Here is a 25,889-nt window from a genome sequence, read left to right on the forward strand (position 1 = left end):
GTCTGACGTGTGATCAGCCGCTACGACAGTACGGGCGCGGTCGGCGCCGGCCCCGTCGACGGCCGCCGTACCCACAGCAGGAGGACGACGGAGACGACGGCGGCGAAGGCGCACCAGGTGGAGACGAATTCGGTCCGCCACACCGCCGCGCAGACCGCGGCCCCCACCCCGGTGAGGACGCCGAGCAGCCGCAGCATCCGGTCCGCGCTGAGCAGCAGGGAGCCGACGGTGGCCACCAGATATCCGGCGATGACCAGCGGTACGGCGGGCACGTCCACCGCGTAGCCGACGGTGTGGCCGCGGATGTCGGCGACGGGCGCCCGGTCGATCAGGCAGGCGACGAGCACGACGGCGGTGGCGAGTCCGGCCAGCACCGGTACGGCCAGCCGCAGCCGCCCGCCCGGCGGCGCGGCGGTCAGCACGGCGAGCGGCACATAGGCGGCCAGCAGCGGCAGCGCGATGATCGCCCACGCGAGGGTGGCGGGCCCGGTGCCGCCGCCGCGGTGCCAGACCGCGGCCTCGATGAGCTGATGGGCGCCGAGCACCAGCGGCAGCGCCGCCAGCGGCAGGTCCCGGGCCCGGCGTACGCGCGCGACGCAGGTCACGCCCAGGGCGCAGATCACCGAGCCCGCCGCCAGATCGGCCGTGGCGCTCCAGCACATGAGGTCCCCTCGCGTCGTGCGGTCCGATGATCCGTTGTACGTCCCCGTCACGCTACGACGCCTGCCCTCTTCCGGCCGCGGGACCCCGCCGCGCGGCCGGGGGAAATCACCTCCGGCGGGAATCGCGGGTGAGACGACGAAAAACGGCCCCACGCGCCGAAGCGCGTGGGGCCGTTGACGGTGCTCAGTGCTCAGAGCTCAGAGCTCAGAGCTCAGAGCTCAGAGCGTCGGACGCTCAGGTACTCCTACGGGACCGCCCGCGCTCAACTCGCGAGCAGATCCCGGGTCCCGGCGGTCCAGGCGCGCGGGCCGGTGAAGCCGTGCGCGCGCCAGCGGGCGGCGCCCCGGCGGCGGGCGGCCGTCGCGTGGTCGGCGTCGGCCGCCGCGCGAACGGTGGCGGCGCGGGCGAGCAGCACGGCGGTGACCGCGGCGATCTCCTCGGGTGTCGCGGTGCCGCGCTCGACACGTACCAGCGTCGTCGGCGCCGGAGCCGCCTCGGGTGCGGCGAGCGGCACCACGGCGGGCGCGGCGTTGATCGTCTCCAGCGCGGGCGGTCCCGGCTGCGCCGGGATGGTCAGCGTGCCGACCCGCACCAGGTGCGGTGCGGCGGGGGTGGGAGCGGTGATGGCGGCGGGCATGGGGGTGTCCCCTTCGGTCTCGGAACTGCCGGACGGAATGCACGAGTTGCGGGCGGCTGCGCTGACGCACCGTCAAGGGCTGTGCGGAGTACGGCGGGCTACTGCGGCGGGTTGCCGTGCTTGCGGCGCGGCAGGTCCGCGTCCTTCGTCCGCAGCATGGACAGCGACCGGATCAGCACCGACCGCGTGTCGCGCGGGTCGATGACGTCGTCCACCAGGCCGCGTTCGGCCGCGTAGTAGGGATGCACGAGTTCCCTGCGGTACTCCTCGATCTTCTGGATCCGCATCGCCTCGGGGTCTTCGGCGGCGGCGATCTCGCGGCGGAAGACGACGTTGGCCGCGCCCTCCGCGCCCATGACGGCGATCTCGTTGCTGGGCCAGGCCAGCGCGATGTCGGCGCCGATCGACTGCGAGTCCATGACGATGTACGCGCCGCCGTACGCCTTGCGCAGCACCACCGAGATCCGCGGCACCGACGCGTTGCAGTAGGCGTACAGCAGTTTGGCGCCGCGCCGGATGATGCCGTCGTGTTCCTGGTCGACGCCGGGCAGGAAGCCGGGGACGTCGACCAGGGTGACGATCGGGATGTTGAAGGCGTCGCAGAACTGCACGAAGCGCGCGGCCTTCTCCGACGCCTTGATGTCCAGCACCCCGGCCATCGCCGACGGCTGGTTGGCGACGATGCCGACGGTCTGCCCGTCGAGCCGGGCCAGCGCGCAGACGATGTTGGGCGCCCAGGCGGCGTGCACCTCCATCGAGTCGCCGTCGTCGACCAGTTCCTCGATGACGTCCCTGATGTCGTAGCTGCGGTTGCCGTCGGTCGGCACGATCTCCAGCAGCGCGTCGCCCGGCCGGTCCACCGGGTCCTGTCCGGGGCTGGCCGGGGGCAGTTCGCGGTTGTTGGACGGCAGCAGCGACAGCAGGTAGCGGACCTCGGCGAGGCAGGTGTGCACGTCGTCGTAGGCGAAGTGGGCGACGCCGGAGACGCTGGCGTGCACGTCGGCGCCGCCGAGCGCGTCCTGGGTCACCTCCTCGCCGGTGACGGCCTGCACGACGTCGGGCCCGGTGATGAACATCTGCGAGATGCCGCGGACGGCGAAGATGAAGTCGGTCAGGGCCGGGGAGTACGCGGCGCCCCCGGCGCAGGGGCCGAGCATCACGCTGATCTGCGGGATCACGCCCGACGCCTTGGTGTTGCGCTGGAAGATGCCGCCGTAACCGGCGAGCGCGGAGACGCCTTCCTGAATACGGGCGCCCGCGCCGTCGTTGAGCGAGACCAGCGGGGCGCCGGCCGCGATGGCCATGTCCATGATCTTGTGGATCTTCTCGGCGTGCGCCTCGCCGAGCGCGCCGCCGAACATCCGGAAGTCGTGGGCGTAGACGAAGACCGTCCGGCCCTCGACCGTGCCCCAGCCGGTGACCACGCCGTCGGTGTGCGGGCGCTTGCCCTCAAGGCCGAAGCCGCTGGCCCGGTGCCGCCGCAGCGCCTCGACCTCGGTGAAGCTGCCCTTGTCCAGGAGCAGGTCGATCCGCTCCCTCGCGGTCAGCTTGCCCTTGGCGTGCTGGCGTTCTGTCGCCGTGGGGTCGGGGCCCTGCCGGGCCAGCTCCTTGAGGTCGCTCAGTTCCTGCAACCGGTCGGGGACCTCGGCGGGAGACTCCGCGTTGGGCATGGCGCTCCACCCTCCCTTGCTCGGGTTCATGTCGATCACTCCTGTGGCCGCCGGACGGCGGCCTGCGGCACGCGGTGCATCCGCGTGCGTGAATCGGCGATCAGCTCCGTGGCGTCCTCGGCGTGGAGGCAGTCGGCGGTCAGTATGCGGACGACGGTGCGGTAGTGGTGCGGGGTGCGGACGGCCGCCGCGGTGGCGTGGCCCGGCGGTCCCGGCACATCGGTGACGGACCATCCGGACGGGCGGTGCGGGCCGCCGCGCCGGCCCGCCGCGGTCCCGAGGTAATCGGCGGCCAGGTCGCGGCGCAGACCGGTGCCGAGGCCCTTGAGATACGCCTCCTTGCGGGTCCACAGCCGGGCGAAGGCCGCGGGCCTCCTGCGGCCGGGCACAGCGGCCAACTCCGCCTGTTCCGCGGGGTGCAGGTCGGGCAGGCACAGCCGTACGGCGTTGGCCGGCGGCACCCGCTGCACGTCCACGCCGACGGTGGCGCCCGCGAAGGCGACGACCGCGACCTGGTGGCTGTGGGACAGCGAGAAGTGCGGCCAGTCGGGTACGGGACCGCGCGGGCGGTCGAGCAGCACCGGGCGGCCGTGCGGGCCGCCGCAGCAGGGGCAGCGGTCCCGGCCGAGCCGCAGCGCCCGCGGCGGGAGGCCGGTGTAGGCCGACAGCAGGCGGCGCAGGGCGACGTGGGCGGAGAGGTAGCGCACCCGGTCGCCCGTACGCAGCAGGCCCGCGGCGCGCTCGCGTTCGTCGTCGTCCAGTTCCCCGACCGGCAGCGGCGCCGGGTCGGTGTGCGTCCAGGGCCGGGGCAGCACCCAGATGTGCAGGTCGCCCGGCGCGACGGTCAGAGCCGGTGCGGTGGCGGCCCCCGTACGGTCCACCGCGCCGCTCACCGCGCGGTGCGCGCCGCTGCGGTGAGCCGCGGCCTCTCCGCCGGGGTGTCGAAGACGGCCGCGGCGACGGCGCCGACCGGGGCCGTCTGCGGGACGCTCTGCGGTACGGGGGTCACCAGCCCGGCCAGCAGCGCCGCCACCTCGGTGACCGAGTCGTCCCGCAGCAGGTCCGCGGCGGGGACGTCGACGCCCAGCGCCGAGACGAGCCTGCGGCGCAGCGCCAGCGCGGTGATCGAGTCGACGCCCTGGCTGCGCAGCGACCGGTCGGTGCTGATCCGGTGGGCCGGGGGCACATGAAGATACGGCTCCAACTGACGGCAGATGTAACGCTCGATGATCCTGGTCCGCACGTCGATGCCCGCGGCACGCAGGACGTGCGGGTCGGGAAGCCCCCTCAGGTGCAGGGGGACCGTCTGTTCCATCACGGCATACCGCCTTCCATCGGTAGTGCACGGACCGGCGCCGCCGTTGCGCTGTGGCGCGGCGGTTCACCGGCAGGTTCGAGAACGTGCCGCGCGGACGGCTCCGCGGGGCACGGGTCGCTCCGCGCGGTGGCGGAGCATCGGCCCGCGGCGGTCGTCCGGGACCGGGCCCGCGGCCCTCGTGGGGACGGGCGCGGTACGGACGGGGCGCGTACGGGCGGGGGTGCGGGGGCCTCGGGGCACCGTCCGCGCGCCGACGTCACGCGCCGGTCGTCGGGACGGCCGGGGACTCGGGCGAGCGGCTGCCGGTCTCCCGCGCGCGCCCGGCCTCCCGATCACCGTCGCCCTCGCGCTCCGCCCGGTCGCCGTCGTCCGCCCGGTCCCCGCCGTCCGCCCGGTCGCCGTCGTCCGCCCGGTCGCCGTCGTCCCCTCGGCCCGGACGGGGCCGGTCAAGCAGCATGGCGACCGCCGCCGCGGCCAGCGAGACGATGCCACCCGCGTAGAGTCCGGATCTGGCGCCCCAGTGCTCGGTGAGCCAGCCGACCGCCAGCGCGCCCAGCGGGGTGGTCCCCTGGAGGATGAGCGCGTAGATGGCCAGCACCCGCCCGCTGAACGCCGGGTCGGCGCCGAGCTGGATGCGGTGGTTGGCCGCCTGGGCGAAGTAGAGCGTGGTGAAGCCGGTGACCGCGAGCAGCAGCAGCTCGCTCAGGTAGTTCGGCGCCCAGCCCGCCGCGGTCTCGGCCGCGCCGAAGGCCAGCGCGGAGCCGGTCACCAGCCGTCCGCTCGGCCGGGTCGTACGCGAGGTGGTGACCAGCGCCGCCAGCAGCGATCCGGCCGCCAGCGCCGTGGTGAGCAGTCCGAAGGAGGCCGCGGAGGTGTGGAAGACCGTCTTGGCCACCAGCGGCAGCGTGAGCTGGAAGTTGAACCCGGCCAGGCCGATGACGGCAACCAGGGCGAGCGGCAGCAGCAGGTCGGGGCGGCTCGCGGTGTAGCGCAGGCCGTCGATCACGCGGGCGCGGGCTGCGCCCGGCGGCCCGCGGTGCAGTTCGGCGGGCCGCATCATCCGCAGCGCGACGACCGTGGCCAGATAGCTGACGGCGTTGAGCAGGACGACGGGTCCGGTGCCGAGCCAGCCGACGAGCAGGCCGCCGAACGCGGGCCCCGCCACCCGTGCGACGTTGAAGTACGCCGCGCTCAACGCCGAGGCGTTGGGCAGCAGTTCGGGGCCGACCATCTCGCGCACGAACGACATGCGGGTGGGGATCTCCACGGCGCTCGCGGTGCCGAGGCCGAGGGCGAACAGATACAGATGCCACAGCCGCAGCGTGCCGGTGAGCATCAGGGGCGCGAGCAGGGCGGCGAGCACACCGCAGACCAGGTTGGCGGCGACGAGCAGCGCGCGCTTGTCGTGGCGGTCGGCGAGCCGCCCGCCGTACAGCGCGAGGAGCAGGACCGGGGTGAACTGAAGGGCCGTCACCAGGCCGAGCGCGGTGGGTGAGTTGTCGGTGAGCGAGAGGACCGCCCAGTCCTGCGCGACCACCATCATCCAGGTGCCGGCCGCCGAGACGACCTGGCCGAGCGCGAAGAGCCGGAAGTTGCGCACGGCCAGCGACCGGAAGGGCCCGCCCGCGGACCGCCGTGCCCCGCCCTTCGGTTGGCGGAGGGCGCCGGCCCTCGAACGGTCGGCGCCCTCCGGTCGGAGGCTGGAACTCACGCGCCCGTCTCGGGCGCGCCGAACCACCGCTGGAGCGCCTCGGCCAGGCCGTCCTCACCGCCCGTCGAGACCCAGGCGACATGTCCGTCGGGCCGGAGCAGGACCGCGGTGGCCCCCGCCAACTCCCGTGCGGACAGCCCCTCGGGCTCGGCGACCGTGCCGCTGACGGTCAGGACGCGGCTCTTCCAGGGCGCGGCGACCGCGCGCACGGCCGCCGCGTCGGCGAGGTCGACGAGCACGCCCTGCGCGGTGTGCAGCAGTTCCGTGGTGTCGGTGCCGCCGCCGTCGGTGTCGACCTTCAGCGGGGTCAACCGGCGTCCGGTCAGCGGGTGGTCGTCGTCCTTCGCGCCGAAGTCGTAGCGGATGTCGAGACCGCTGACGGTGCCCGCGAGGTGCCGCTTGACCTCGTCGTACTCGATCAGCTCGGCGAACATCTCGCGGATCGGGTCCATTTCGGGACCGCCGACGTAGACCATGCCCTGGGTGGCGGTGTTCATCATCAGCCGCTCACCGACCCGGTGCCGCTCGGCGTGGTACGTGTCGAGCAGACCCTCGGGCGCCCAGCCGGTGACGACCGCGGCCAGCTTCCAGCCGAGGTTGGCCGCGTCCTGCACGCCGGTGCTCAGGCCCTGGCCGCCCGCGGGCAGGTGGATGTGGGCGGCGTCGCCCGCCAACAGCACGCGCCCGCGCCGGTATTCGGTGACCAGCCGGTTGGCGTCGGTGAACGAGCCGACCCAGTCGGCGGTACCGGCGCTGATGTCCTCGCCCGTGATCCGCTGCCAGGCCCCTGCCACTTCGGCGAAGGTCGGCTCCTCGGTGCGGTCCGGCGGCGGGGTGCCGTTCTCGACCACGATGACCCGGTCGACGTTCTCGCCCAGCGGCGCGGCCATGATCATGCCGCCGGGCAGCCGCTCGCCGAGGAATCGCGGGCGCAGCCCGCAGCCGACCACGTCGGCGAGGTACATGCCGCGGGTCGGGTCGGTGCCGGGGAAGTCGAAGCCGACGGCCTTGCGGACCGCGCTCTTTCCGCCGTCGCAGCCGACCAGGTACGAGGCGCGCAGGTGGCGTACGCCGTCCGCGGTCCCCGCGGTGAGGGTCACCGCCCCTTCCCCGTCGGCGACTTCGAGGAATTCCCAGCCGCGGCGGATGTCGGCGCCCAGGCCCACGGCCCACGCCTCCAGCACGGACTCGGTGAGCGACTGAGGGATGCCGCGGGCGCCGAAGTGCGCGCCCTCCAGCACCGTGTAGTCGAAGACCAGGCCGCCGAAGTGGCCGACCGGGGAGATCTCCAGGGTGCCGTCGGGGCCGCCGAAGGCGGGCAGCAGCCCGCGCTGGTCGAACACCTCCATGGCGCGGGCGGTGAAGCCCAGGCCGCGCGACTGCCCGGTGGGTTCGTCCAGGCGTTCCACGACGATCACCCGGGCGCCGCCCAGCAGCAGTTCACCGGCGAGCATCAGCCCGGTGGGCCCCGCCCCCACGATGATCACATCGGTGTCCAGGGCAGCGGCTCCGCCCGCGTCCGTGCTGTCCCTCTCGTGCACCTTCTCGTCCACCTTCTCGTCCACGTCTGACTCCTGTCTGAAAGGAAGTTGCCTCCGGCGAACGGGGCCACGGGCAGGGACGCGCCGCCGGACGGCCCGTCAGGAGGCGTCCGGCGGCGCTGTCGCGGGTGCGGTACGTCTGCGATGCGTACGGCGGGGTGCCCTGCGTACGGCGGCGCTCGACGACCTGGGTACGGCGGGGGCTCAGCGCGCGAAGAGCTGCGCGATGTGCGCGGGCGCGTCCGTACCGGCCCATTCGACGGCGCTCTGGATCACCGCCGGCGTGGCCTCGAAGCACCTGTTGTCGGGCGAGCCCAACTCGAAGGGGGCGGGGAGGAATTCGGACGTCCGCAGCCGCTCGAAGAGCTGGGCCGCGCCGGCCTTGGCCTCCAGCGTGCCCGCCTCGACCTGCTGGCAGATGGAGCGGGTGAAGCCGAGCAGCTCCGATATGTCCTGGCCGACCGGGGCCGGGAGTCCGGGCACATCGCGCTTCTCCAGGTCGCGGAAGACCTGCTCGTCGCGCTCGGGGTCGGCCATGAAGGTGCGGTACGCCCGGTCGATGGTGACCGTCGGCAGGATGCTGGTCGACTCCCACACCCGGATGACCGCGTTCCACAGGTCGTAATCGCGGAAGCCGACGAAGGAGCAGTAGACGAGGTCGTCGTGGATGTCGAACAGGCCCTGCTGGAGGCTGTCGACATACGCGAAGCGCTCGACGGACCAGTCGCCGTCCTTGGACGCCTCGATCAGTCGCCAGGCGAGGGCGTTGACGACCTCGAGGGTGTTGGTCAGGCCGCGCGAGTACAGCGCGTCGATGAATCCGGCGGCGTGCGCGGTCAGACAGTAGCGCTCGCCGACGGTCTGCGTCGCGGAGTACTGGAGCCGGCCGGTGGCCACCCACGGGCGTACGGCGGTGGCGTCGGTGAACTGCTCGGCGATCTCGGGGTACCGCTCCAGGAACTGGTCGAACTGCTCCTGCGCGGAGACGTCGGGCTCGGCGGGGAATTTGCGCTCGTCCAGTTGCAGGCCCACGCTGCACAGCGGGTTGAGGGCGCCGTCGTGGTTGTCGAACGGGATCACCCAGAGCCAGCCGCCGTCGAAGACGTGGTGCAGGGTGCCGTTGTGCCAGGGGCTGGGCTGCTTGTGCGAGCGGGCCGCCTTCGCGTCGTCGAAGGGTGTGACGCCGACCATGTGCGTGAACAGCGAGCGCGAGTGCGCCCTGGCGCGGGTCGGGGTCTCGCGCAGCCCGAACTTCTCCGCGACCGGCGACCGGAAGCCGCTGCCGTCGATGAGGTAACTGGCGTGGAATTCCTCGCCCTTGTCGGACCTCAGCAGCACCCCGTGCTCGGGGAACACCTCGATGTCGGCGATCTTCGTGGCGACCTTGGGCACCGCGCCGTACTTCACGGCGAGGTTGAACAGATAGGCGTCCACGTCCTGCCGGAACAGGTGCGTCTCGGTGCGCTGCCACTCGGGCACCACGAGCTGGTTGATCTGCTCGGGGTCCTGCGGCTGCCCTTCGACGTGGTAGACGAAGCCGAAGTTCTGCTTGCGCCCACACGACGGGGCGATCTTCTCCTGGATGCCCTTGAAGCTGGCCAGCGGCTCGATCTCGGGCACCTGGTAGCGCTCGGCGATGATCCGGGTCATCGACGAGGTGTACGGGATGGTGGACTCCCCCACCGCGAAGCGCGGGTGCACGCCCGCGTCGATGAGCAGGACCTTCACCCCGTTGCGGGCCAGCACCGAGCCCAGCAGACCGCCGGCCATTCCCGCGCCGAGGATCGCCACATCGAACTTCTCATTGGACTGGGCCTGTTGGGCGGTTGTGTTCATGCTGCTTCGTCCCTCCCGGGTAGGAATGTGTCGGGGCACGCGAAAACGTCCCCGGCTCCCGGTGCGGGAGAGGGGACGTCACGGGGTCGGTGCGGTGCTGCTGCTCGCCGCGCTGTCGCGGGGCGGTGCGGTCAGTCCAGGGTGCGCAGCACGACGGCGGAGTTGAAGCCGCCGTGGCCGCGGGCCACCACCAGCGTGGTGCGCAGTTCCGCGGTGCGCGGCGACAGGACCAGATTGAGGTCGTAGCCGGGGGACGGCAGATCGTCCGCGGTCGGCGGGATCAGGCCCTCCTCCATGGCGAGCAGGGCTGCCGCCAGGTCCAGCGGCGCGGCCGTGCCCGGGTAGCGGCGCCCGGTCATGGTGCGGGGCGCGGTGACGGGTACCGCGTGCACGCCGAACACCGCGGTGACGGCGGCCGATTCGGCCGCGTCGAGGCCGGGGACGAACACCGCGTCCACCTCTCCGGGGACGGCTCCCGCGTCGCACAGGGCCAGTTCCACCGCGCGCCGCAGGCCCGGTTCGCGTCCGCCGCTCGGGTCGGGGTCGAAGGTCGCGCCGTATCCGGCGACCTCGCCGTAGATCTTGGCGCCGCGGGCCAGGGCCGCGTGCGCGGTCTCCAGTACCAACAGCGCTCCGCCGCCGGGCCGGGCGGCGGGCGGCGGGGTGTGCGCGCTCCAGGTGGCGGGGCAGACCGGCGCGTCCACACCGCCGGAGACGATGAGCCGACCGCCCTGCCGGATCTGCCGCCGGGCGTGCGCCACGGCGTCCAGGCCCTTCATGCCGTCCCTGATCGAGATCTGGCCGCTGCTGACGGCGTAGAACCAGGCGAAGGAGCGGTACGCGCCGCTCTGCCGCCCGGCCTGGCCGCGCGGTCCGCCGGTGCCGGTGCCGGCCCGGAAGCGGGCGCCGAAGCCGGGCCCGCGGCCCTCGCCGTACCGCCCGCCGGGAGCCGCGGCGGCGGCAGCCGCGGCGGTGACGGCCGTCACCGCGTCGGGGCCGAAGTCGGGCAGGTCCTGCGGGCGGATGCCCGCGTCGGCCAGCGCCCAGTCCGCTGCGGCCAGCGCGAGCCGGGCCATCCGGTCGGCCTGCGGCGCGGGCCTGCCCCACAGTTGGTCGCCCGGAGCGGGGTCGAGGAGGGCGGCGGTCTGCCAGGCGGGTTCGCCCGCCGTACGGGCCTCGCCGTGCCGTCCGGCGCCGTGCCCGCTCCCGCACGCCTGCGCCCAGTAGTCGCGGGCGCCCAGTCCCGCGGGCGAGACGATGCCCAGACCTGTCACCACCACAGCGCCGGTCACGGCACCCTCCGCAGCAGCTCGGCCGCGCCGGGCACCCGCCCGGTGCGGCGGGCGGGCGGGGCCGGTCGGGCCCGCTCCACGATCGCCGTGCTGTCCATGGCCACGCCTTTCCGCAGTGCCCGAGCATGGACACCGCGCCCGAGCATGGACACCGCGCCCGGTCGCGCGGTGCCCGCCGATTCCGGCCGTTCAGGCGCCCGGTCGTCGGTGCCCGGGTCCGGTCAGACCTTGAACAGCTCCTTCTTCGCGTAACCGCGCTGCCAGATCAGCTTGTTGACGACGCGCAGCGGCGGCGGGAAGGACCCGAGGAACCGCTTCTGGTCGTCCGGCGTCGCGTCGTCGATGACCCAGGGGATGTAGACGCTGACGCCGCTGATGCCGAGGTTCTTGGCGTTGGCGAGCCCGAAGGTCCGCCATTCGGCGGGCGACAGCACGTCCTGGATCAGCGGCAGCGCGGCCTCCTCCTCGTGCGTGAAGTGGCCGTCCATCACCTGGTAAAGGTCCTCGATCAGCGCGGCCAGGTCGCCCCCGCCGCCCTTGATCGCGGTGTCCACCGCCTCGATGCGCGGGCCCAGCTCGGCGTGCTCCTCTTCCATTTCCTTCATCAGCCGCTGATCGTCGGGACGGTCGGCGATCTTGGCCTCCACCTGCGGCCACAGCGCCCGGTCCTCGACCGAGTGGTGGTTGTGGAGCTGGTGATTGAAGTTGTCCCACCCCGCGCGCACCTGCGGCGCCGTCGCCTGACCGGCGGCCACCGCGGTCGCCAGCCGGCGCAGGTCGCGTCGGAACGCCTTGTGCGTCGCATACATGACGGTGAAATCGATGTCCACGTTCGGGTCTTTCGACTCGGCCACGACGGCCCACCACTTTCTTCGTACGAATGTCGTTATCGGCCCCCCGGGGATCGGGGTGACCGCTCGGAGCCTCGACGGTCCGGAGGCTCCCCTCCGGGCCCGGCGTCCGGGCCACCGCCAGACCGTGTCCGGCCCCGCGGATAAAGAGCTTCGGGCCACCGTCGATGTGACATCGTGGCACCGTGTGATCATTCCAGCACTCATGGAGATCGGTGGGGCGCGCCGGAATATCGCAGGTGAAAGAGACGCGCGTCACATTTCGCGGCGCGAGTGTCACGCTTTCGGGTCCGCGGTACCTCATAGGTGAAACGCATCACGGGAGGCTCACATCGTGTCCGACACTCCGGCTCAGCTCCCCTCGGCTGCTGGTGACCGCGCGACCGAGGTGTTCGTCGGCCATCGGGAACTCCTGTTCTCGGTGGTCTACAACCTGCTCGGCAGTGTCTCCGACACCGAGGACGTCCTCCAGGAGACCTGGCTGGCCTGGGCCCGCCGGGTCCGCCAGCCGGACGCCGAGGAGATCGACAACCCGCGCGCGTACCTGGTGCGGATCGCGGTCAACCAGGCGCTCGCCCGGCAGGCCACGATCAGCCGTCGCCGCGAGACGTACATCGGCCCCTGGCTGCCCGAGCCGCTGCTGACCCGTACGCCCGACGCCCTCGACAGCCCGCAGGGCGCGCAGGCCGTGGACGCCGCGGAGTCCGCGCTGCGCACCGAGTCGGTGTCCATGGCGCTGCTCGTGGTGCTGGAGACGCTGACGCCGCTGGAGCGGGCGGTCTTCGTCCTGCACGAGGTGTTCGGCTACGCGCACACGGAGATCGCCGAGATCCTGGGACGCAGCCCGTCCGCGATCCGGCAGCTCGCGCACCGGGCGCGCGAGCACGTCCAGGCCAGGCGGCCCCGGTACCAGGCCGATCCGCACCTCCAGCAGCAGGTCACCGAGCGGTTCGTGGCCGCCGCGCTCGGCGGTGATATCGCCGAGCTGATGAGCCTGCTCGCGCCGGACGTGACGATGTGGACCGACGGCGGCGGCAAGGTCCGCTCCGCGCTCCGGCCGGTCAACGGCCGGGACAAGGTCGCCCGCTTCCTCAACGGCTACGCCACCAGCCGGCTGCCCGAGTCGCTGGACATCCGCTACCAGCAGGTCAACGGCGACCCGTCGGCCGTCGTCTTCTCCGGCGACTCGCCGTACGCGGTCATGGTCATGGACCTCAACCCGAGCAACGACCAGATCACCGACATCTACCTGGTCACCAACCCCGACAAGCTCTCCCGGGTCCGGCTCGACGAGAGCGGTGAGCCGACGGGCGCGCCGCGGCTCGCGCCGGACGCGGTGCGCGAGCCGGAGCTGGACCCCGAGCAGGAGGACGCGCAACCCCGGGAGGCCGGACGGCGCGCGGACACCCCCTAGGCCCGGGAGCCGCCGGGTGAATCCCCCGGACCGGCCGCCCCCCGTCACCCGACGGCGCGCAGGGCGCCGGTCACCCGGCGGCTCCCGACCCCCGTCGCGAGGACGGTGCGCGACGGTACGGATTATTGCGGCGCGCTGACCGGCGGGCCGCCGTGCGGTCCGCCCTGCGGCCGGGCGGCGGTGATGCCGTGCCGCTCGCCGACCGCCTTGATCGTGTCCCAGTCGGGCCGCTCGGGGCGGGTCAGCACCTCGCTCAGCTCCTCGAAGAACAGCTCGATGCCGCCGGGCGTCATCGTGCAGAGCATGAGTCCCGTGGTCTCGCCCACGTTGAAGAAGGAGTGCCACACGCCGCGCGGGCCGTGCACCATCGTCCCGGCGGGCGCCTTGTGGATCTCCTCGCCGACCTTGACCTCGAATTCGCCCTCGAGGACGTAGAAGGACTCGTCGGTGTCATGGTGCACATGCCACACCGAGCCCTCCCCCGCGGGCATCCGGACCTCGTAGAACGAGGAACGGCCGCTGGTGTCCGAGCCGCGCAGCAGGAAGCGGGTCTCCTCGCCTCCGCCGTATGTGATCGGTACGACGTCCTCCAGTCGGACGACCTTGCCGGAATCCACGCCCATCACACCCTCCACCGGTCGAATTCGGGAACTCGCAGAAACGTCAGGAACACGAACAGCGCGGATCACCTCGGATCCACGCGGAAGACCGCGGGGCGCCGCGAAATACCGCCGTGCGACGCACCGCCGTGCCAAGGAGACAGGGAACGGGCGGGGCGGTCAGCCGTCGATGATGGGGTGCACGCCGCGCAGTTCCTCCTCCAGCGCGCCGAGCCAGCCGCGGAAGAAGACCAGCGGCTCCTGGTGCTGCCGGGGCACACCCAACTCGACCACGCGGCCGAGGAAGATCGTGTGGTCGCCGCCGTCGAACTCCTCGACCAGGTGGCAGGACAGGAACGCCAGCGCCTCGCTGAGCACCGGAACGCCCGTCACCGACGGGTGGTTGGCCACGTCGTGGATCTCCGCGGTGCCCTTGCCCGCGAAGGCGCGGGCCACGCCCTCCTGCTGCCCCTGGAGGAAGTTGACGACGAATTTCCCCGACTCCCGCACGACGGACCGCAGTCGGGACTCGTTGTGCAGGCAGAACAGCACCAGCGGCGGGTCGAGGGAGACCGAGGTGAACGAGTTCACCGTGGTGCCCTCGGCGTTGCCGTCCTCGCCGCTGGTGATCACCGTCACGCCGGTCACGAACATCCCGCACACCGTCCGCAGTGACCGGCCGTCCACCGGGTGCGCCTGGTGCAGTGACATCAGTCTGCTCAACGGGGCCGGTTCGCCCACCCGTTCCTCCGGCGGCGCCACCGTATTTCCGGCGACGGTCCCGGCCGCCACCGCGTTCGACGACATCGCACCTGCCATCGTCCACACCTCCCACACCACAGAGCCCGACAACACGATTCAGGGGCCGCACCCGGACGTCAGGGGACGGTCGTCATGGTCGTTCGGAGAGAACCAAAGAGAATCAGGGAGAATCCGCGAGAATCGTGAAGATTCGTAGAGATTCCGAGAGAAAGGACCGCGCCGGGGGCTTTCGCCGACACCGCACCGGATCCTGACTACCAGGTTCTTCGGTCCGCCGGTCCGTCACAAGATCCCCGGCTTCAGGTCTCGGTCAGGAACCACAGATGCACCGCCCGACCTTCCGGAAAGGGCCAGGCGCGTGTCAGAGGAGTGTCAGATCCGGCGGTCGGCGGGCGAGGGCCGGCCGAGGACGGCCCGGCAACCGACGTCCGGCCGGAGGCGGTTGGCCGTCAGACCGCGCGGCCGAGCGCGGTGAGCATCTGCCGTCCGCCGGGACCGAGCGGGAAGCAGTTGGTCCTGGCGAGCCCGGCGCGCAGCGCGAGGCTGCCGCCGAAGGACGCGAGGTCGGCGTCGGGCGCGGTCACGACCAGCGCCACGCCGAACCGGCCGCCGACGGCGACGACACGCTCGGCGAGCCGGGTGGCCTCCAGGTCGTCGGCGAAGACGAGTCGGCAGTCCTCGACGGCGAGCACGATGCCCTGCCAGGTGTCGGTGGGGTCGGGGACCGGGCCGTGGTGGCGGGCGCGGTCGGCGATCACCGCCACCGCGTCGCGCAGCAGGTCCACGGTCTGCTCGCGGGTGGCGGCGGTACGGGCGGCGGCCTCGGCGATCGGCGCCGGGGTGTCGTGCCGCCCGCCGGGGTCGGCCAGCCACAGCGTGAACTCCTCGCGGCGCGCGGCCTCGTAGAGCACCATCAGCAGGAAGCTGCTCTTGCCGCTGCCGGGCGCGCCGCAGATCAGGCCGCTCTCCATGCCGGAGCCGGGGGTGTTGAGCTGCCAGTAGGCGGGCTCGCCGGTCGCGCCGACGCCGACGCGGTGCCGTCCGGTGGTCTCGTCGTAGGTCGGGCCGGGATAGCGCGGGCCGCGCTGCTGGGGCGCGGTGTCGCGGGCGGCCCTGTTCTCGGCCTCGCTGAGCGCGGACTCCAGGACGCGGCGGGCGCGGTCGGCGACCTCGGGGTCCACGGCTCCGGTCGCCACGGCGGTGTCGTGCTCGGCGACGGCGAGCAGGCGGCGCCTGGCCCGGTCGTCGCCCGCGGCTCCCGCGTCGACCACCAGCCGGGCGGCGCGCTCGCACAGATCGGCTGCCCTGGCATAGGCGCGGGCGTCCTCCGGCCGTTCGAGCCGCGTGTCGACCGCGGTGCGGTAGCAGGTCCTCGCGGTCGTCTGGAGGCGGCCGAGGTCGGCTCCGAGGGCGATCAGGACGAGCTGGGCGTGGACGATCTGCACGGCTTCCGCGTGCGAGAGCATCCTGGGCCCCGTCTCCGTCCCGACCGTCTCCCCCGAGCCGCCGTCGGCCTCGCGTAACAGGCAGTCGGTGCCGTGCGTCCACGCGTGGACGACGTCTTCCACGGCCTGCGACCGGTCCTCTGCGAACGACACGGCAATTCCCCTTCGCGTCACTGGTGTTGCGCCTGTGCCCTACGGTACGGGGCGGTAGCGTCACCCAACAGCGCGCCAGGGGGTCAGTAACCGGTCAATGCCGTGCCGCCGTCCACCGTGCCGATGGCGATGTGCGGCTGCGCCGCGGGCCGCAGCCACGCGAGGATCCGGCTCATCGCGTCGGCGGGTACCGAGACGCAACCGGCCGTCGCGCCGCTGCCGTTGACGTGCAGGAAGATGCCGGCGCCGCGGCCCTTGACCGGCTTGGCGTAGTTGAAGTCGATCAGGACGGCGTGCGCGTACTGCCCGGGATAGTCGGCCAGGCGCTCGGACTCGGTGCCCCGGCAGTCCTTCGGCAGCGGGTCGACCCAGCGGTTGTAGGAGGTCGACTGGGTGTCCTCGCACCACCAGGCGGTCGGGGTGACCGCGCGGTACGGCAGGGCGGTGCCCGCGGGCGCGGCGGCGTTGCCGAAGGCGAGCGGCAGGCCGTAGAGGCCGGTGGGCGTGGTGCTGGTGTTCTGGGTGCGGGTCGCGCCGTCGGCCAGGCCGTGGGCGCCGAAGCGGGCGGGCGCGGTCCCGACGGCCTTCCAGCCGCCGCTCTGTTTCTCCCACCAGGTAAGGGTGCCGCTGGTGGAGCCGAGGGTGGGGGCGCTCGCGGTGATGAGCTGGGTGCCGCCGCCGGTGTCCTTCATGATCTGCGGGAGGTTCGCCACAGGCCGGGGCTGCGCCGTACCCGAGCCGGGAGCGGGACCGGCGCCGGTGCCGCCGACCGCGAGGGTGGTGGCGAGGGCTGCGGCGGTGACCAGGGTGGTCGGGGTCAGTGGGCGCACGGGGTCTCCTCGGTGCGGTGGTGGCGGATGAGCGCCAGCCGGGTGTGTGCGGGGTGTGGATGGGCAGCAGCTAAGCATGACCGTTGTGGTAATCGGCCGTATGGAGAGCATTGTCAGCTCCGCGACCACGGTCCTTCGCGAGGAGGGTTTCGACGCGCGTGGCGTCACCGGCGCGCGCGACGCCGTCTCCCTGATCGGCGCGGGCGGTGTGACGGCGCTGGTGATCGGCGGCGGTGTGGGCCCGCTGGCCGCGCGTCGGCTGCGGAAGGCCGCCGCCGCGCACTCGGTGACGGTGATTCGTGGCGGCCTGCGCGGCCAGGACGTGCGCGGTTACGTACGGCAGCAGATCGTGCCCCAACTGCGGGCCGCCGGTTCCTGACGGCCCGCGGCGCCCCGCGAACGCCCTGCGACCGTCAGCCGGTCGCCGTGGGAGCCCCGGCCGGGTCAGCCTCAGGGGCGTCCGGCGTCAGGTCGATCACCCAGTCGTGGCACGTGATCGGGTTGCCCTTGGGGTACTCGAAGTCGGCCTCGCCCAGCAACGTGAATCCGGCCTTGCGGCAGACGGCGTTCGACGCCGGGTGGCTGACCTTGGGGAAGGCGTGCAGGTGGCGGTGGGCACCGGCGGCTCTGGCCGCCTCGGTCACCGCGCGGGCGGCGTCCGCCGCCAGGCCCCGGCCCTGGAACTCCGGGAGGATCGCCCAGCCGGTCTCGTAGACCTTCCCGCCCCGCCACGTCTGTTCCCAGAAGCCGATGGAACCGGCGACCTCGCCGTCCGGGACGAGCACCACGCGGTACATCCTGCCGCCGGTCTTCTCGATGTCCTGGTAGCGCTGGTGCCGGGAGAGCAGTTGCTCCTCGGTCTCCGGTCCGCCGAGGTACTCGGTCATCTCGGGTGTGTTCGTCCTGCGGAGCAGCCACAGGTCGTCCGCCGACCAGGGCTCGATGCGAATTCGCGGCTCATGTGCGTCGTTCATGTCCGCACCGTACGACGAGGGTCTGACAGTCGACCCCCGAGGCAGGCCGGTGCGGGCCGGACACAGGCAGGAACGAGCCCGAAGCGGGTTCGGGGCGGGCCCGCAGCGGGTCCGGACATGGAGGAGCCCCGGCCGGGACGGGGGGACCAGGCCGGGGCAGTAAAGGGTGAAGAACGTGTGCGAACGTCTTCACATTATTAGTTTAACACTCAATGAGCGAAGTCAAAGCCACTCGGCGCGGACGTGGACCGCGCCGGGTCCTCGGGGGCCGAGGCGACCGCGGGGGCGGACACGGGAGCGTGCAGCGGGGCGGCCGGGGCGCGGGAGCCGCCGAGCAGATCGCAGAATTTCCTGGCGTCCGCGGGCAGGTCACGGCGCCAGGCCATGGCCACGACCGGGGCGAGCAGGACGAGGGCCGCGCGCAGCGAGCTGGTGACCGACAGCCGCACCAGCGTGCCGTCGGCGTGCGGGGCGAGCTCGAAGCCGTACACGGGCACCTGGGTGCCCAGCGGGCACCACATGCGCTGGCCGCGGAAAACTATCCGGCGGCCCGGTTCGAAGGCGGCGCAGACCAGCCGGTGCGGTCTGCGCCGTCCGGGGTAGCGGTAGCGGTACTCCGCGTCCACGCCCGGCGGGACGGGCGCCGAGTCGACGAAGGCCACCCCCGAGCTCCACAGGGCGAGATTGCGGGCGTCGGCGAGGAAGTCGAAGACCTCCGTGGTCGGCCTCGACACGAACACGTTCGTGGACACGCTCGGCATCACAAACCTCCCCGGTAGCGGCGTGGGCGGCGAGCCGTCGCGGGTACGCCGACCGCACCCGTGGGGTGCGCGGCTCCGGCGCGGTACCGCCGCCTGTTTCACTCCTCTCGCACAGCGTGCCCCGCAAAGGTGCACATGTCGTGGCAATGCGCCCATTGGAGTGAGAACGCTGCGTGCCGGGGGATGAAACCGCAGGCCGGAGGCCGATAGCCTGGCGCGCGTGGAAGAGCAGAAGCTGCCGGCGCACTTCGAGCGCGGCACGGACGGACCGAAGGTCATCCTCGCCGGACTGGACGGCTCCGACACGTCGTGGCGGGCCGCCGCGTACGCGGCGGGGCTCGCGCGGCGGCAGCACGCGCTGCTCGCCCTGGTCTACGTGCAGCCGTACATGCCGACCGGCGCCGCCCTCGGGGTCCCGGTGTCGGAGGTCGACACCGGGATCGCCGAGCAGCTCATGGCGGAGATCCGCGACTCCGTCGAGCGGTTGCAGGGGACGTTCACGGTGCGGTGGGAGTTCCACACCTTCCGCGGCGACCCCTACAACGGCCTGACCACGGCCGCGGAACAGCTCACCGCGGACGCGGTCGTGGTGGGCGCCTCGGAGCGCGCCGGGCACCGGTTCGTCGGCTCGGTCGCCGTCCGGCTCGTGAAAGCCGGACGGTGGCCGGTCACGGTCGTGCCGTAGCCGCGGTCGCGCCCGCGGTCGATACCGGCGCGGCGGGGGCGTACTTGTAGCCGACCCGGCGCACCGTCACGATGCTGGCGCGGTGCTCCGCGCCGAGCTTGCGGCGCAGCCGGGCGACGTGGACGTCGACCGTGCGGCCGTCGCCGACATGCCCGTATCCCCAGACCGTGGTCACGAGCTGGTCGCGCGAGTGCACCCGGTGCGGGTGCGCGACGAGGTGCGCGAGCAGTTCGAACTCCAGGTAGGTCAGGTCGAGTTGGCGACCGTCGACCGCGGCGGTGCGGCGCTCGTCGTCGATGCTGATCGGCACCTGGGACAGCGGGTCGGAGGTCTCCGCCCGGCCGGTGCGGAACTCGGGGGCCGGGGCGGGGACGGCGGTCGGGACCTGCTCGGCCGGGACGAGCACCAGGTAACCGACCATCGGGGCGCCGCCGGGGATGGTGGGCAGCACATGCCCCGGCGCGGGCAGCCAGGTGGCGCCGGGCGGCAGGAAGTCCGGTGCGGGCGGCACCTCGTCGGGGCGTACGGCGCGCAGTCGCTGCCGGTTGACGGCCGGAGCGCCGCCGGAGGAGGGCGCTCCGCCCGGTCGGGCGGGCAGCGTGGAAAGGGAGTGGACGTTCGGCAGGTTCGACATGATTCGGCTCTTTCGCGCGATGGGGTCGTCAGGACGCCGTATTGCGCGGGGACCGGTGGCTGCGGGCAGCGGCTCGGAGGCCGGTGCGGCGGGGTCAGCTCAGGACGCGGGTCCGCGCGGGGGTCGCGCGGCAACACCAGCGGTCGAAGTGGTGCTCCTGCCGGGACGGCCAGAAGGGTTCGAGGTCGTCGCGACCTGTCCCGGAGTCAGTAGTGCTGGCCATGTGTCCTATTGAACCAGACGACGTGCGCGTGCGGTGACCGCCCGGACACACTGGTGCCGCTTTGCCCGCATTCCGGCCACTGACCTGGGCGCGCGCTCCGGGTCGGCGCGCGGGCCGACCCGGAGCGCGGACGGCTCGGGGCGCGGGTCTACCCTGGGCAGCCGGACCATAAGGAGTACCCCCATGCATACCCACATGGATCTCGGCGCGTTCCACGACGTCACGACGTTCGCGATGTCGAATTCGCCCGGCCCCGGTCCGGTGATGCGCAGCATCATCGTCGTCTCGGTGGTCGGTGTGGTGTTCCTCGCCTGGTTCCTGCTGCGCGGATACCGCAACGACGGGGACTAGTCACGCGGGGCCGCGCCGGACGGCGGCGGTCATCTCGCGCGCAGGCCGTACGCGACCTCGTAGGCGTACAGCCAGGTCAGCGGCCCGACGGCGCCGTCCGCCGGGCCGAGCGCGGCGACGTAGTGCCGCTGGAGGGCCTTGACCTTGGTCAGGTCGAGCGCGGTCATGGTGCGGGACGGGCCGACCTTGTACGGCGGGCCCCAGTTGCCGCGTTGCAGCCAGGTCTGGAGCAGCAGGGTGTGGTCGCTGACCGCGCCGAGGACGAAGTACTCACGGCCGGGGAACGCGGGCGCCGGGTGCGTGGTGGCGGTCGGGCGCACTCGGTAGGAGGCGACCGCCGTGCCGCCGCGCGGGTCGGCGGGGTCCGCGGTCGGCGGGCAGATCCCGTCGGGGAAGCGCGGCGCGAAGTAGCCGGTGACGCGCTGGGCGTGACGCAGTTCACGGTGCGACCACACGCCGTTGCCCTGGCCTCGGTCGGTGGCCCCGGCCTTCACGCTGTTGCCGCCCTTGGTGTGGACGTAGCGCTCGTCGAAGCCGGTGACGATCTCGGTGTGCCCGCCGCCGTCCAGATTCACCCAGGCGCCGATGCTCGGGTACGCGGACCAGGCGCCCTTGCGTCGGGCCCATGTGCTGAACGCGGTCACGTTGTCGGTCTTCGGGACGGCCTGGTCGAGACCGACGTCGTGGTACATGTCCCAGTCGAAGATCACGCACCAGGAGACGCGGTTCTCTCCGTACTCCTTGCCGAATTCGGTGTCGTTGTCCCAGCCGTCGGCGCCGCTCCAGTGCTCGTAGACGCGTTCCGGGACCGCCATGACGTGTTCGATGAGTCGTTTCCACTGCGGGTCGGCCATCGGCCCTCCCCGGGGCTTGCGCCGGAAATCGGCGCGTATCGGATGATGTACACCCTGCCCAACGAGGGGGTGGCCGCCGGGACATGCGTCAGGGGCGGACACCCCCGGCGTCCGCCCCTGAGCCCTGTGCCGTCGCGCCGCCTCAGCGCAGCGGCATCCCGGACAGCGTGCGGGCGATGACCAGACGCTGGATCTCGCTGGTGCCCTCGAAGATCGTGTAGATCGCGCTGTCGCGGTGCATGCGCTCCACCGGGTACTCGCGGGTGTAGCCGTTGCCGCCGAGGATCTGGATGGCCTGGGCGGTGACCTTCTTGGCGGTCTCGCTGGCGAAGAGCTTGGACATCGAGCCCTCGGCGGAGGTGAAGGGCTTACCCGCCGTCGCCATCCAGGAGGCGCGCCAGACCAGGAGGCGGGCGGCGTCGATCTGGGTGCGCATGTCGGCGAGCTGGAAGGCGACGCCCTGGTTGTCGATGATCGGGCGGCCGAACTGCTCGCGGCCGGTGGCGTATTCGAGGGCGTATTCGTACGCGGCGCGCGCCGTGCCCACGGCCATGGCGCCGACCGCCGGGCGGGAGGCCTCGAAGGTGGCCATCGCCGCGTTCTTCACCCGCTCGCCGCCATGGGCCGACTTGGCCCGCTCGCGGGCCCGTGCCAGCCGCTCGTCGAGCTTGTCCTTGCCGCCGAGCAGGCAGTCGCCGGGAATCCGTACGTCCTCCAGGACGACCTCGGCGGTGTGCGAGGCGCGGATGCCGTGCTTCTTGAACTTCTGCCCCTGGGACAGGCCGGGGGTGCCGGGGGGCACGATGAAGGAGGCGTGGCCCTTGGTGCCCAGCTCCGGGTCGACCACGGCGACGACGACGTGGACGTTGGCTATACCGCCGTTGGTGGCCCAGGTCTTGGTGCCGTTGAGCACCCACTCGCCGGTGGCCTCGTCGTAGACGGCGCGGGTGCGCATCGCGGAGACGTCGGAGCCCGCGTCGGGCTCGGAGGAGCAGAAGGCGGCGAGCTTGACGTCGTCGGCGTCGCCGTACATCTGCGGGACCCAGGTGCCGATCTGCTCCTCGGTGCCGTTGGCGAGGACGCCGACGGCGGCGAGTCCGGTGCCGACGATGGACAGGGCGATGCCCGCGTCACCCCAGAACAGCTCTTCCATGGTGAGCGGGATGCCCAGGCCCGTGGGGTCGAAGAACTGCTGGGCGTAGAAGTCCAGCGAGTACAGTCCGATCTTGGCGGCCTCCTGGATGATGGGCCACGGGGTCTCCTCGCGCTCGTCCCATTCGGCGGCGGCCGGGCGCATCACGTCGGCGGCGAAGCCGTGGATCCAGTCGCGCACGGACTGCTGGTCGTCATTGAGTTCGAGCGTGAAGTCGCCCATCTTCCCCTCCACGTGCCAGTTACTAGCGGTAACAGCAGTCTGTTACCGACCGGTAGGCCATGTCAACTCATTCCGCCGCGCGCGGGGGGCGGCTGGCGGGGTGTTACGTTGCGCTGACCACCAGCAATCGAACAATTGGGGAGGCGCGGGTGGACACCGGCCAGCGGCAGGACCAGCGGACGGCCACGGAGCGGCGCCGGGCGGAGCTGCTCGAAGCGGCCGACCGCGTCGTCCTGCGGGACGGGCCCGAGGCGTCCATGAACGCCATCGCCGCCGAGGCGGGCATCACCAAGCCGATCCTCTACCGGCACTTCGGCGACAAGAGCGGCCTGTACCGGGCGCTGGCCAAGCGGCACACCGACGCGTTGCTGGCCACCCTGCGGGCCGCGCTGGACTCCCCCGGCGACCGCAGGGACCGCGTCGAGGCCACCTTGCACGCGTATCTGTCCGCCATCGAGGCCCACCCGCAGGTCTACCGCTTCCTGATGCACCCGGCCGAAGTGCCCGCCGACGGCGACAAGGGACTGGACGCCGGACGGCACTCCGTACCGCTGCTGCGCCGCATGGGCGAGGACCTGGCCGAGGTGATCGCCGAACGCCTCGACCTCGGCCCCGACTCGGAGCAGCTCGCCCGCGCCTGGGGACACGGCATCGTCGGCATGATGTACGCGGCGGGCGACTGGTGGCTCGGCGAGCGGCCGTTCTCCCGCGACCTGCTGGTCAGGCACCTGGCCGACCTGCTGTGGGGCCGCCTCGCGGCGGCCGGCGACCGGGCGGGCAGCCCGGGGCTGTGACGCGGTCGGCGGATCAGGAACCGCGGGCGGGCCGCACCCGTCCCCACAGACAGCGCCGGTGGCGCGGATGCCCCCGGTGCGCGTGGAGTTCGGCGCACGGTCCGACCGGGGCGGCGCGGTGCGGTCCGGGGGCCCGGAGTCGATAGGCTGAGCCGGGACCGAACCTTGTCGGCCGCCCAAGTGGCGCTCGGAGGCGTACAACCAGCCGCCACGGGGCAGCGGGGCCGGTCGCAGTCGAGGAGGAAGAGAGACGATGGCAGGCAACTCGGAGCCGCTGTCGCCGCGGGCGAAACTGGCCGTGACGGCGGGCAAGGTGGCGGCGGGCGTGTCGCGTGCGGCAGGCCGTGGCAGCGGCTCGGTGATCGGCGGCAAGGTGGCGCTGAGATTCGACCCCGACCTGCTGGCCAGGCTCGCCCGGCACCTCGACGTGATCCTGGTGTCGGCGACCAACGGCAAGACCACCACCACCCGGCTGCTGGCCGAGGCGCTGCGCGCGGGCGGCCCCGTCGTCTCCAACGCGCTCGGCGCGAACATGCCCGCGGGGATCACCTCCGCGCTGGCGGGCGGCTCCGAGGCGCGCTTCGGCGTGATCGAGGTCGACGAGAAGTACCTGGCGGGCGTCGCCCGCGACGTCGCCCCCAAGGCCATCGCGCTGCTCAACCTCTCCCGCGACCAGCTCGACCGCGCGGCCGAGACCCGCATGCTGGCCGAGAAGTGGCGCGAGGGCCTGGCAGGCGTCGAGGCGATCATCATCGCCAACGCCGACGACCCGCTGATCACCTGGGCCGCCTCCTCCAGCCCGACCGTGGTGTGGGTCGCGGCGGGCCAGGAGTGGAAGGACGACGCCTGGTCGTGCCCGTCCTGCGGCGGCGTCCTGCAACGCCCGTCGGAGGACTGGTTCTGCGCCGAGTGCGGCTTCCGCCGCCCCACCCCGACCTGGGCGCTGTCCGGCGACCACGTGATCGACCCGCACGGCTCCGCCTGGCCGATCCACCTCCAGCTCCCGGGCCGCGCCAACAAGTCGAACGCGGCGGTCTCGGCCGCCGCCGCCGCGGCCTTCGGCATCGACCCCAAGGTCGCGCTGGAGCGGATGTACGCGGTGCAGGCGGTCGCGGGCCGCTACGACGTGGTGAGCTTCCAGCAGCGCGAGCTGCGGCTGCTGCTGGCGAAGAACCCGGCCGGCTGGCTGGAGACCTTCTCGCTGATCGACGGCCCGCCCACCCCGGTGATCCTGTCGGTCAACGCGCGCGGCGCCGACGGCACCGACACCTCCTGGCTGTGGGACGTGGACTACACCCGGCTGGCCGGACACCCGATCATGGTGATCGGCGACCGCAAGCTGGACCTCGCGGTCCGCCTGGAGGTCGCCGGGCTCCAGTTCCGGGTCTGCGCCAACCTCGACGAGGCGGTGCGCTCCGCGCCGCCCGGCCGGATCGAGGCCATCGCCAACTACACCGCCTTCCAGGACCTGCGCCGCCGGGTCGGCAACTGACCGCGACCACGTCGCGTCACATCGCGTCACGTTGCTGACGACGGACAAGGAGAAGCACGCATGAGTGAGTCCAGCCTCCGCCTGGTGTGGGTCTACCCCGACCTGCTGAGCACCTACGGCGACCAGGGCAACGCGCTGGTCGTGGAGCGGCGCGCCCAGCAGCGCCGGGTGCCGGTCACCCGGGTCGACGTCCGCTCCGACCAGCCGGTGCCGACGTCCGGTGACATCTATCTGATCGGCGGCGGCGAGGACCGCCCGCAGCGGCTGGCCGCGGAGCGGCTGCGCCGCGACGGCGGCCTGAACCGGGCGGTCGCCAACGGCGCGATCGTCTTCTCGGTCTGCGCGGGCTACCAGATCCTCGGCCACGAGTTCGTCAACGACCTGGGCCGCCCCGAGCCGGGCCTCGGCCTGCTCGACGTGGTGAGCGTGCGCGGCGAGGGCGAGCGGTGCGTCGGCGACGTCCTGGCCGACATCGACCCCCACCTCAATCTGCCGCCGCTGACCGGCTTCGAGAACCACCAGGGCGTCACCCATGTCGGCCCGCAGGCCAGGCCGCTGGCCCGGCTGCGGATGGGCAAGGGCAACGGCACGGGGGACGGCACCGAGGGCGCCTTCAACGACACGGTCTTCGGCACGTACATGCACGGTCCGGTGATGGCCCGCAATCCGCAGATCGCCGACCTGCTGATCAAGCTCGCGTTGGACGTCAACGCGCTGCCGCCGGTCGACGACCAGTGGTTCGAGGCGCTGCGCGCCGAGCGGATCGCGGCGGCCGTACAGCCCGCGTGACACCGTTCCGACCCGCCTGACCCGTACCGCGCCCGTGTCCTCGCAGGAGGGCGCGGGCGTCGTGCGTCGGCGGGGGTCCGAGGTGGGTCCGTCACGCTGCGCAGGCGTTCCCCGGAGTTTGAGTAATCGTCAGGTGTCCGCAGTTCGGTCGCCGTGGAGGCGTGACAGCCGCTCTCGGTAAGCTGGCTGCGATCCATCCGGACGACGGGGTCCGGCCGTCCGGTCGAGTTGCGGG

Annotated in this window: 27 protein-coding genes; 7 read left to right on the plus strand and 20 right to left on the minus strand. The window is 72.7% G+C overall.

Annotated features, from left to right (window positions below; translation table 11 throughout):
• Positions 1–20 precede the first annotated feature (20 nt).
• The 10 genes from ACZ37P_RS24970 to ACZ37P_RS25015 all read right to left on the minus strand — a co-directional run bounded on the left by ACZ37P_RS24970 (position 21) and on the right by ACZ37P_RS25015 (position 11,522).
• Entirely contained in the window at positions 21–662 is a 642-nt protein-coding gene (locus ACZ37P_RS24970) for a DUF6629 family protein (protein WP_355341076.1), read from the minus strand.
• 263 nt (positions 663–925) lie between these two features.
• Complete coding sequence (locus ACZ37P_RS24975; protein ID WP_391045086.1) at positions 926–1,300, minus strand: acyl-CoA carboxylase subunit epsilon; 375 nt, start codon at positions 1,298–1,300, stop codon at positions 926–928.
• 98 nt (positions 1,301–1,398) lie between these two features.
• Positions 1,399–2,970 (minus strand): acyl-CoA carboxylase subunit beta, encoded by a 1,572-nt coding sequence (locus tag ACZ37P_RS24980; protein ID WP_355341348.1) that lies wholly within the window; start codon positions 2,968–2,970, stop codon positions 1,399–1,401.
• A gap of 35 nt (positions 2,971–3,005) precedes the next feature.
• A complete protein-coding gene (locus ACZ37P_RS24985; protein WP_467348692.1) occupies positions 3,006–3,851 on the minus strand; it encodes a 4'-phosphopantetheinyl transferase family protein in 846 nt (281 codons plus the stop codon).
• An 8-nt stretch (positions 3,852–3,859) separates the two neighbouring features.
• Entirely contained in the window at positions 3,860–4,285 is a 426-nt protein-coding gene (locus tag ACZ37P_RS24990) for an acyl carrier protein (protein ID WP_391161959.1), read from the minus strand.
• A 259-nt stretch (positions 4,286–4,544) separates the two neighbouring features.
• The gene (locus tag ACZ37P_RS24995; protein WP_467348694.1) at positions 4,545–5,888 is read right to left on the minus strand and encodes an MFS transporter; all 1,344 of its coding nucleotides are present in this window, start codon (positions 5,886–5,888) and stop codon (positions 4,545–4,547) included.
• A gap of 107 nt (positions 5,889–5,995) precedes the next feature.
• Positions 5,996–7,498 (minus strand): FAD-dependent monooxygenase, encoded by a 1,503-nt coding sequence (locus ACZ37P_RS25000; RefSeq protein ID WP_391045638.1) that lies wholly within the window; start codon positions 7,496–7,498, stop codon positions 5,996–5,998.
• Between the two features lie 246 nt (positions 7,499–7,744).
• Positions 7,745–9,376, minus strand: a complete 1,632-nt coding sequence (locus ACZ37P_RS25005; protein WP_467348696.1) for an NAD(P)/FAD-dependent oxidoreductase — start codon at positions 9,374–9,376, stop codon at positions 7,745–7,747.
• 131 nt (positions 9,377–9,507) lie between these two features.
• A complete protein-coding gene (locus ACZ37P_RS25010; protein WP_401311199.1) occupies positions 9,508–10,668 on the minus strand; it encodes a beta-ketoacyl synthase N-terminal-like domain-containing protein in 1,161 nt (386 codons plus the stop codon).
• A gap of 221 nt (positions 10,669–10,889) precedes the next feature.
• A complete protein-coding gene (locus ACZ37P_RS25015; protein WP_355341092.1) occupies positions 10,890–11,522 on the minus strand; it encodes a hemerythrin domain-containing protein in 633 nt (210 codons plus the stop codon).
• 331 nt (positions 11,523–11,853) lie between these two features.
• On the opposite strand from ACZ37P_RS25015, the gene sigJ reads away from it, so the two are divergent.
• Complete coding sequence (gene sigJ, locus ACZ37P_RS25020; RefSeq protein WP_467348697.1) at positions 11,854–12,933, plus strand: RNA polymerase sigma factor SigJ; 1,080 nt, start codon at positions 11,854–11,856, stop codon at positions 12,931–12,933.
• A gap of 122 nt (positions 12,934–13,055) precedes the next feature.
• On the opposite strand, the gene ACZ37P_RS25025 is transcribed toward sigJ, so the two are convergent.
• The 4 genes from ACZ37P_RS25025 to ACZ37P_RS25040 all read right to left on the minus strand — a co-directional run bounded on the left by ACZ37P_RS25025 (position 13,056) and on the right by ACZ37P_RS25040 (position 16,698).
• A complete protein-coding gene (locus ACZ37P_RS25025; RefSeq protein WP_355341098.1) occupies positions 13,056–13,556 on the minus strand; it encodes a cupin domain-containing protein in 501 nt (166 codons plus the stop codon).
• Between the two features lie 156 nt (positions 13,557–13,712).
• The gene (locus ACZ37P_RS25030) at positions 13,713–14,351 is read right to left on the minus strand and encodes a flavin reductase family protein (protein WP_355341101.1); all 639 of its coding nucleotides are present in this window, start codon (positions 14,349–14,351) and stop codon (positions 13,713–13,715) included.
• Positions 14,352–14,743: 392 nt separating this feature from the next.
• Positions 14,744–15,892 (minus strand): hypothetical protein, encoded by a 1,149-nt coding sequence (locus ACZ37P_RS25035; protein ID WP_355341104.1) that lies wholly within the window; start codon positions 15,890–15,892, stop codon positions 14,744–14,746.
• Positions 15,893–15,975: 83 nt separating this feature from the next.
• The gene (locus ACZ37P_RS25040) at positions 15,976–16,698 is read right to left on the minus strand and encodes a L,D-transpeptidase family protein (RefSeq protein ID WP_355341357.1); all 723 of its coding nucleotides are present in this window, start codon (positions 16,696–16,698) and stop codon (positions 15,976–15,978) included.
• A 100-nt stretch (positions 16,699–16,798) separates the two neighbouring features.
• Between ACZ37P_RS25040 and ACZ37P_RS25045 the strand changes: the two genes are divergently transcribed.
• Positions 16,799–17,101: a hypothetical protein gene (locus ACZ37P_RS25045; protein WP_355341107.1), complete on the plus strand. Its 303-nt coding sequence runs from the start codon at positions 16,799–16,801 to the stop codon at positions 17,099–17,101.
• 34 nt (positions 17,102–17,135) lie between these two features.
• Here the strand turns inward: ACZ37P_RS25045 and ACZ37P_RS25050 are convergent, their stop codons facing one another.
• Both ACZ37P_RS25050 and ACZ37P_RS25055 read right to left on the minus strand, forming a co-directional pair.
• On the minus strand, positions 17,136–17,696 hold the full coding sequence (locus ACZ37P_RS25050) for a GNAT family N-acetyltransferase (protein ID WP_391045105.1): 561 nt from the start codon (positions 17,694–17,696) through the stop codon (positions 17,136–17,138).
• Between the two features lie 209 nt (positions 17,697–17,905).
• Positions 17,906–18,448, minus strand: a complete 543-nt coding sequence (locus tag ACZ37P_RS25055) for an SRPBCC family protein (RefSeq protein ID WP_355341113.1) — start codon at positions 18,446–18,448, stop codon at positions 17,906–17,908.
• A 229-nt stretch (positions 18,449–18,677) separates the two neighbouring features.
• Here ACZ37P_RS25055 and ACZ37P_RS25060 point away from each other — a divergent pair, with 229 nt between their 5' ends.
• The gene (locus ACZ37P_RS25060; protein ID WP_355341116.1) at positions 18,678–19,142 is read left to right on the plus strand and encodes a universal stress protein; all 465 of its coding nucleotides are present in this window, start codon (positions 18,678–18,680) and stop codon (positions 19,140–19,142) included.
• On the opposite strand, the gene ACZ37P_RS25065 is transcribed toward ACZ37P_RS25060, so the two are convergent.
• A complete protein-coding gene (locus ACZ37P_RS25065) occupies positions 19,126–19,776 on the minus strand; it encodes a winged helix-turn-helix domain-containing protein (protein WP_355341119.1) in 651 nt (216 codons plus the stop codon). The genes ACZ37P_RS25060 and ACZ37P_RS25065 overlap by 17 nt on opposite strands.
• A gap of 94 nt (positions 19,777–19,870) precedes the next feature.
• Positions 19,871–19,999, minus strand: coding sequence for a hypothetical protein (locus ACZ37P_RS25070; protein WP_262928374.1), 129 nt, complete (start codon positions 19,997–19,999; stop codon positions 19,871–19,873).
• A gap of 183 nt (positions 20,000–20,182) precedes the next feature.
• Here ACZ37P_RS25070 and ACZ37P_RS25075 point away from each other — a divergent pair, with 183 nt between their 5' ends.
• Positions 20,183–20,350: a hypothetical protein gene (locus ACZ37P_RS25075; protein ID WP_355341375.1), complete on the plus strand. Its 168-nt coding sequence runs from the start codon at positions 20,183–20,185 to the stop codon at positions 20,348–20,350.
• A 29-nt stretch (positions 20,351–20,379) separates the two neighbouring features.
• Here ACZ37P_RS25075 and ACZ37P_RS25080 read toward each other — a convergent pair whose 3' ends face one another.
• A complete protein-coding gene (locus ACZ37P_RS25080; protein WP_355341123.1) occupies positions 20,380–21,204 on the minus strand; it encodes a hypothetical protein in 825 nt (274 codons plus the stop codon).
• A 142-nt stretch (positions 21,205–21,346) separates the two neighbouring features.
• Positions 21,347–22,579, minus strand: coding sequence for an acyl-CoA dehydrogenase family protein (locus ACZ37P_RS25085; protein ID WP_355341126.1), 1,233 nt, complete (start codon positions 22,577–22,579; stop codon positions 21,347–21,349).
• Between the two features lie 149 nt (positions 22,580–22,728).
• Here ACZ37P_RS25085 and ACZ37P_RS25090 point away from each other — a divergent pair, with 149 nt between their 5' ends.
• From ACZ37P_RS25090 to ACZ37P_RS25100, 3 genes are all read left to right on the plus strand, one after another.
• Complete coding sequence (locus tag ACZ37P_RS25090) at positions 22,729–23,373, plus strand: TetR/AcrR family transcriptional regulator (RefSeq protein WP_467348701.1); 645 nt, start codon at positions 22,729–22,731, stop codon at positions 23,371–23,373.
• 253 nt (positions 23,374–23,626) lie between these two features.
• Positions 23,627–24,865 (plus strand): MurT ligase domain-containing protein, encoded by a 1,239-nt coding sequence (locus ACZ37P_RS25095; protein WP_355341129.1) that lies wholly within the window; start codon positions 23,627–23,629, stop codon positions 24,863–24,865.
• A 60-nt stretch (positions 24,866–24,925) separates the two neighbouring features.
• The gene (locus ACZ37P_RS25100) at positions 24,926–25,654 is read left to right on the plus strand and encodes a type 1 glutamine amidotransferase (protein ID WP_188282469.1); all 729 of its coding nucleotides are present in this window, start codon (positions 24,926–24,928) and stop codon (positions 25,652–25,654) included.
• The last annotated feature ends 235 nt before the right edge of the window (positions 25,655–25,889 follow it).

This window comes from Streptomyces sp. NPDC024632 (assembly GCF_055559175.1).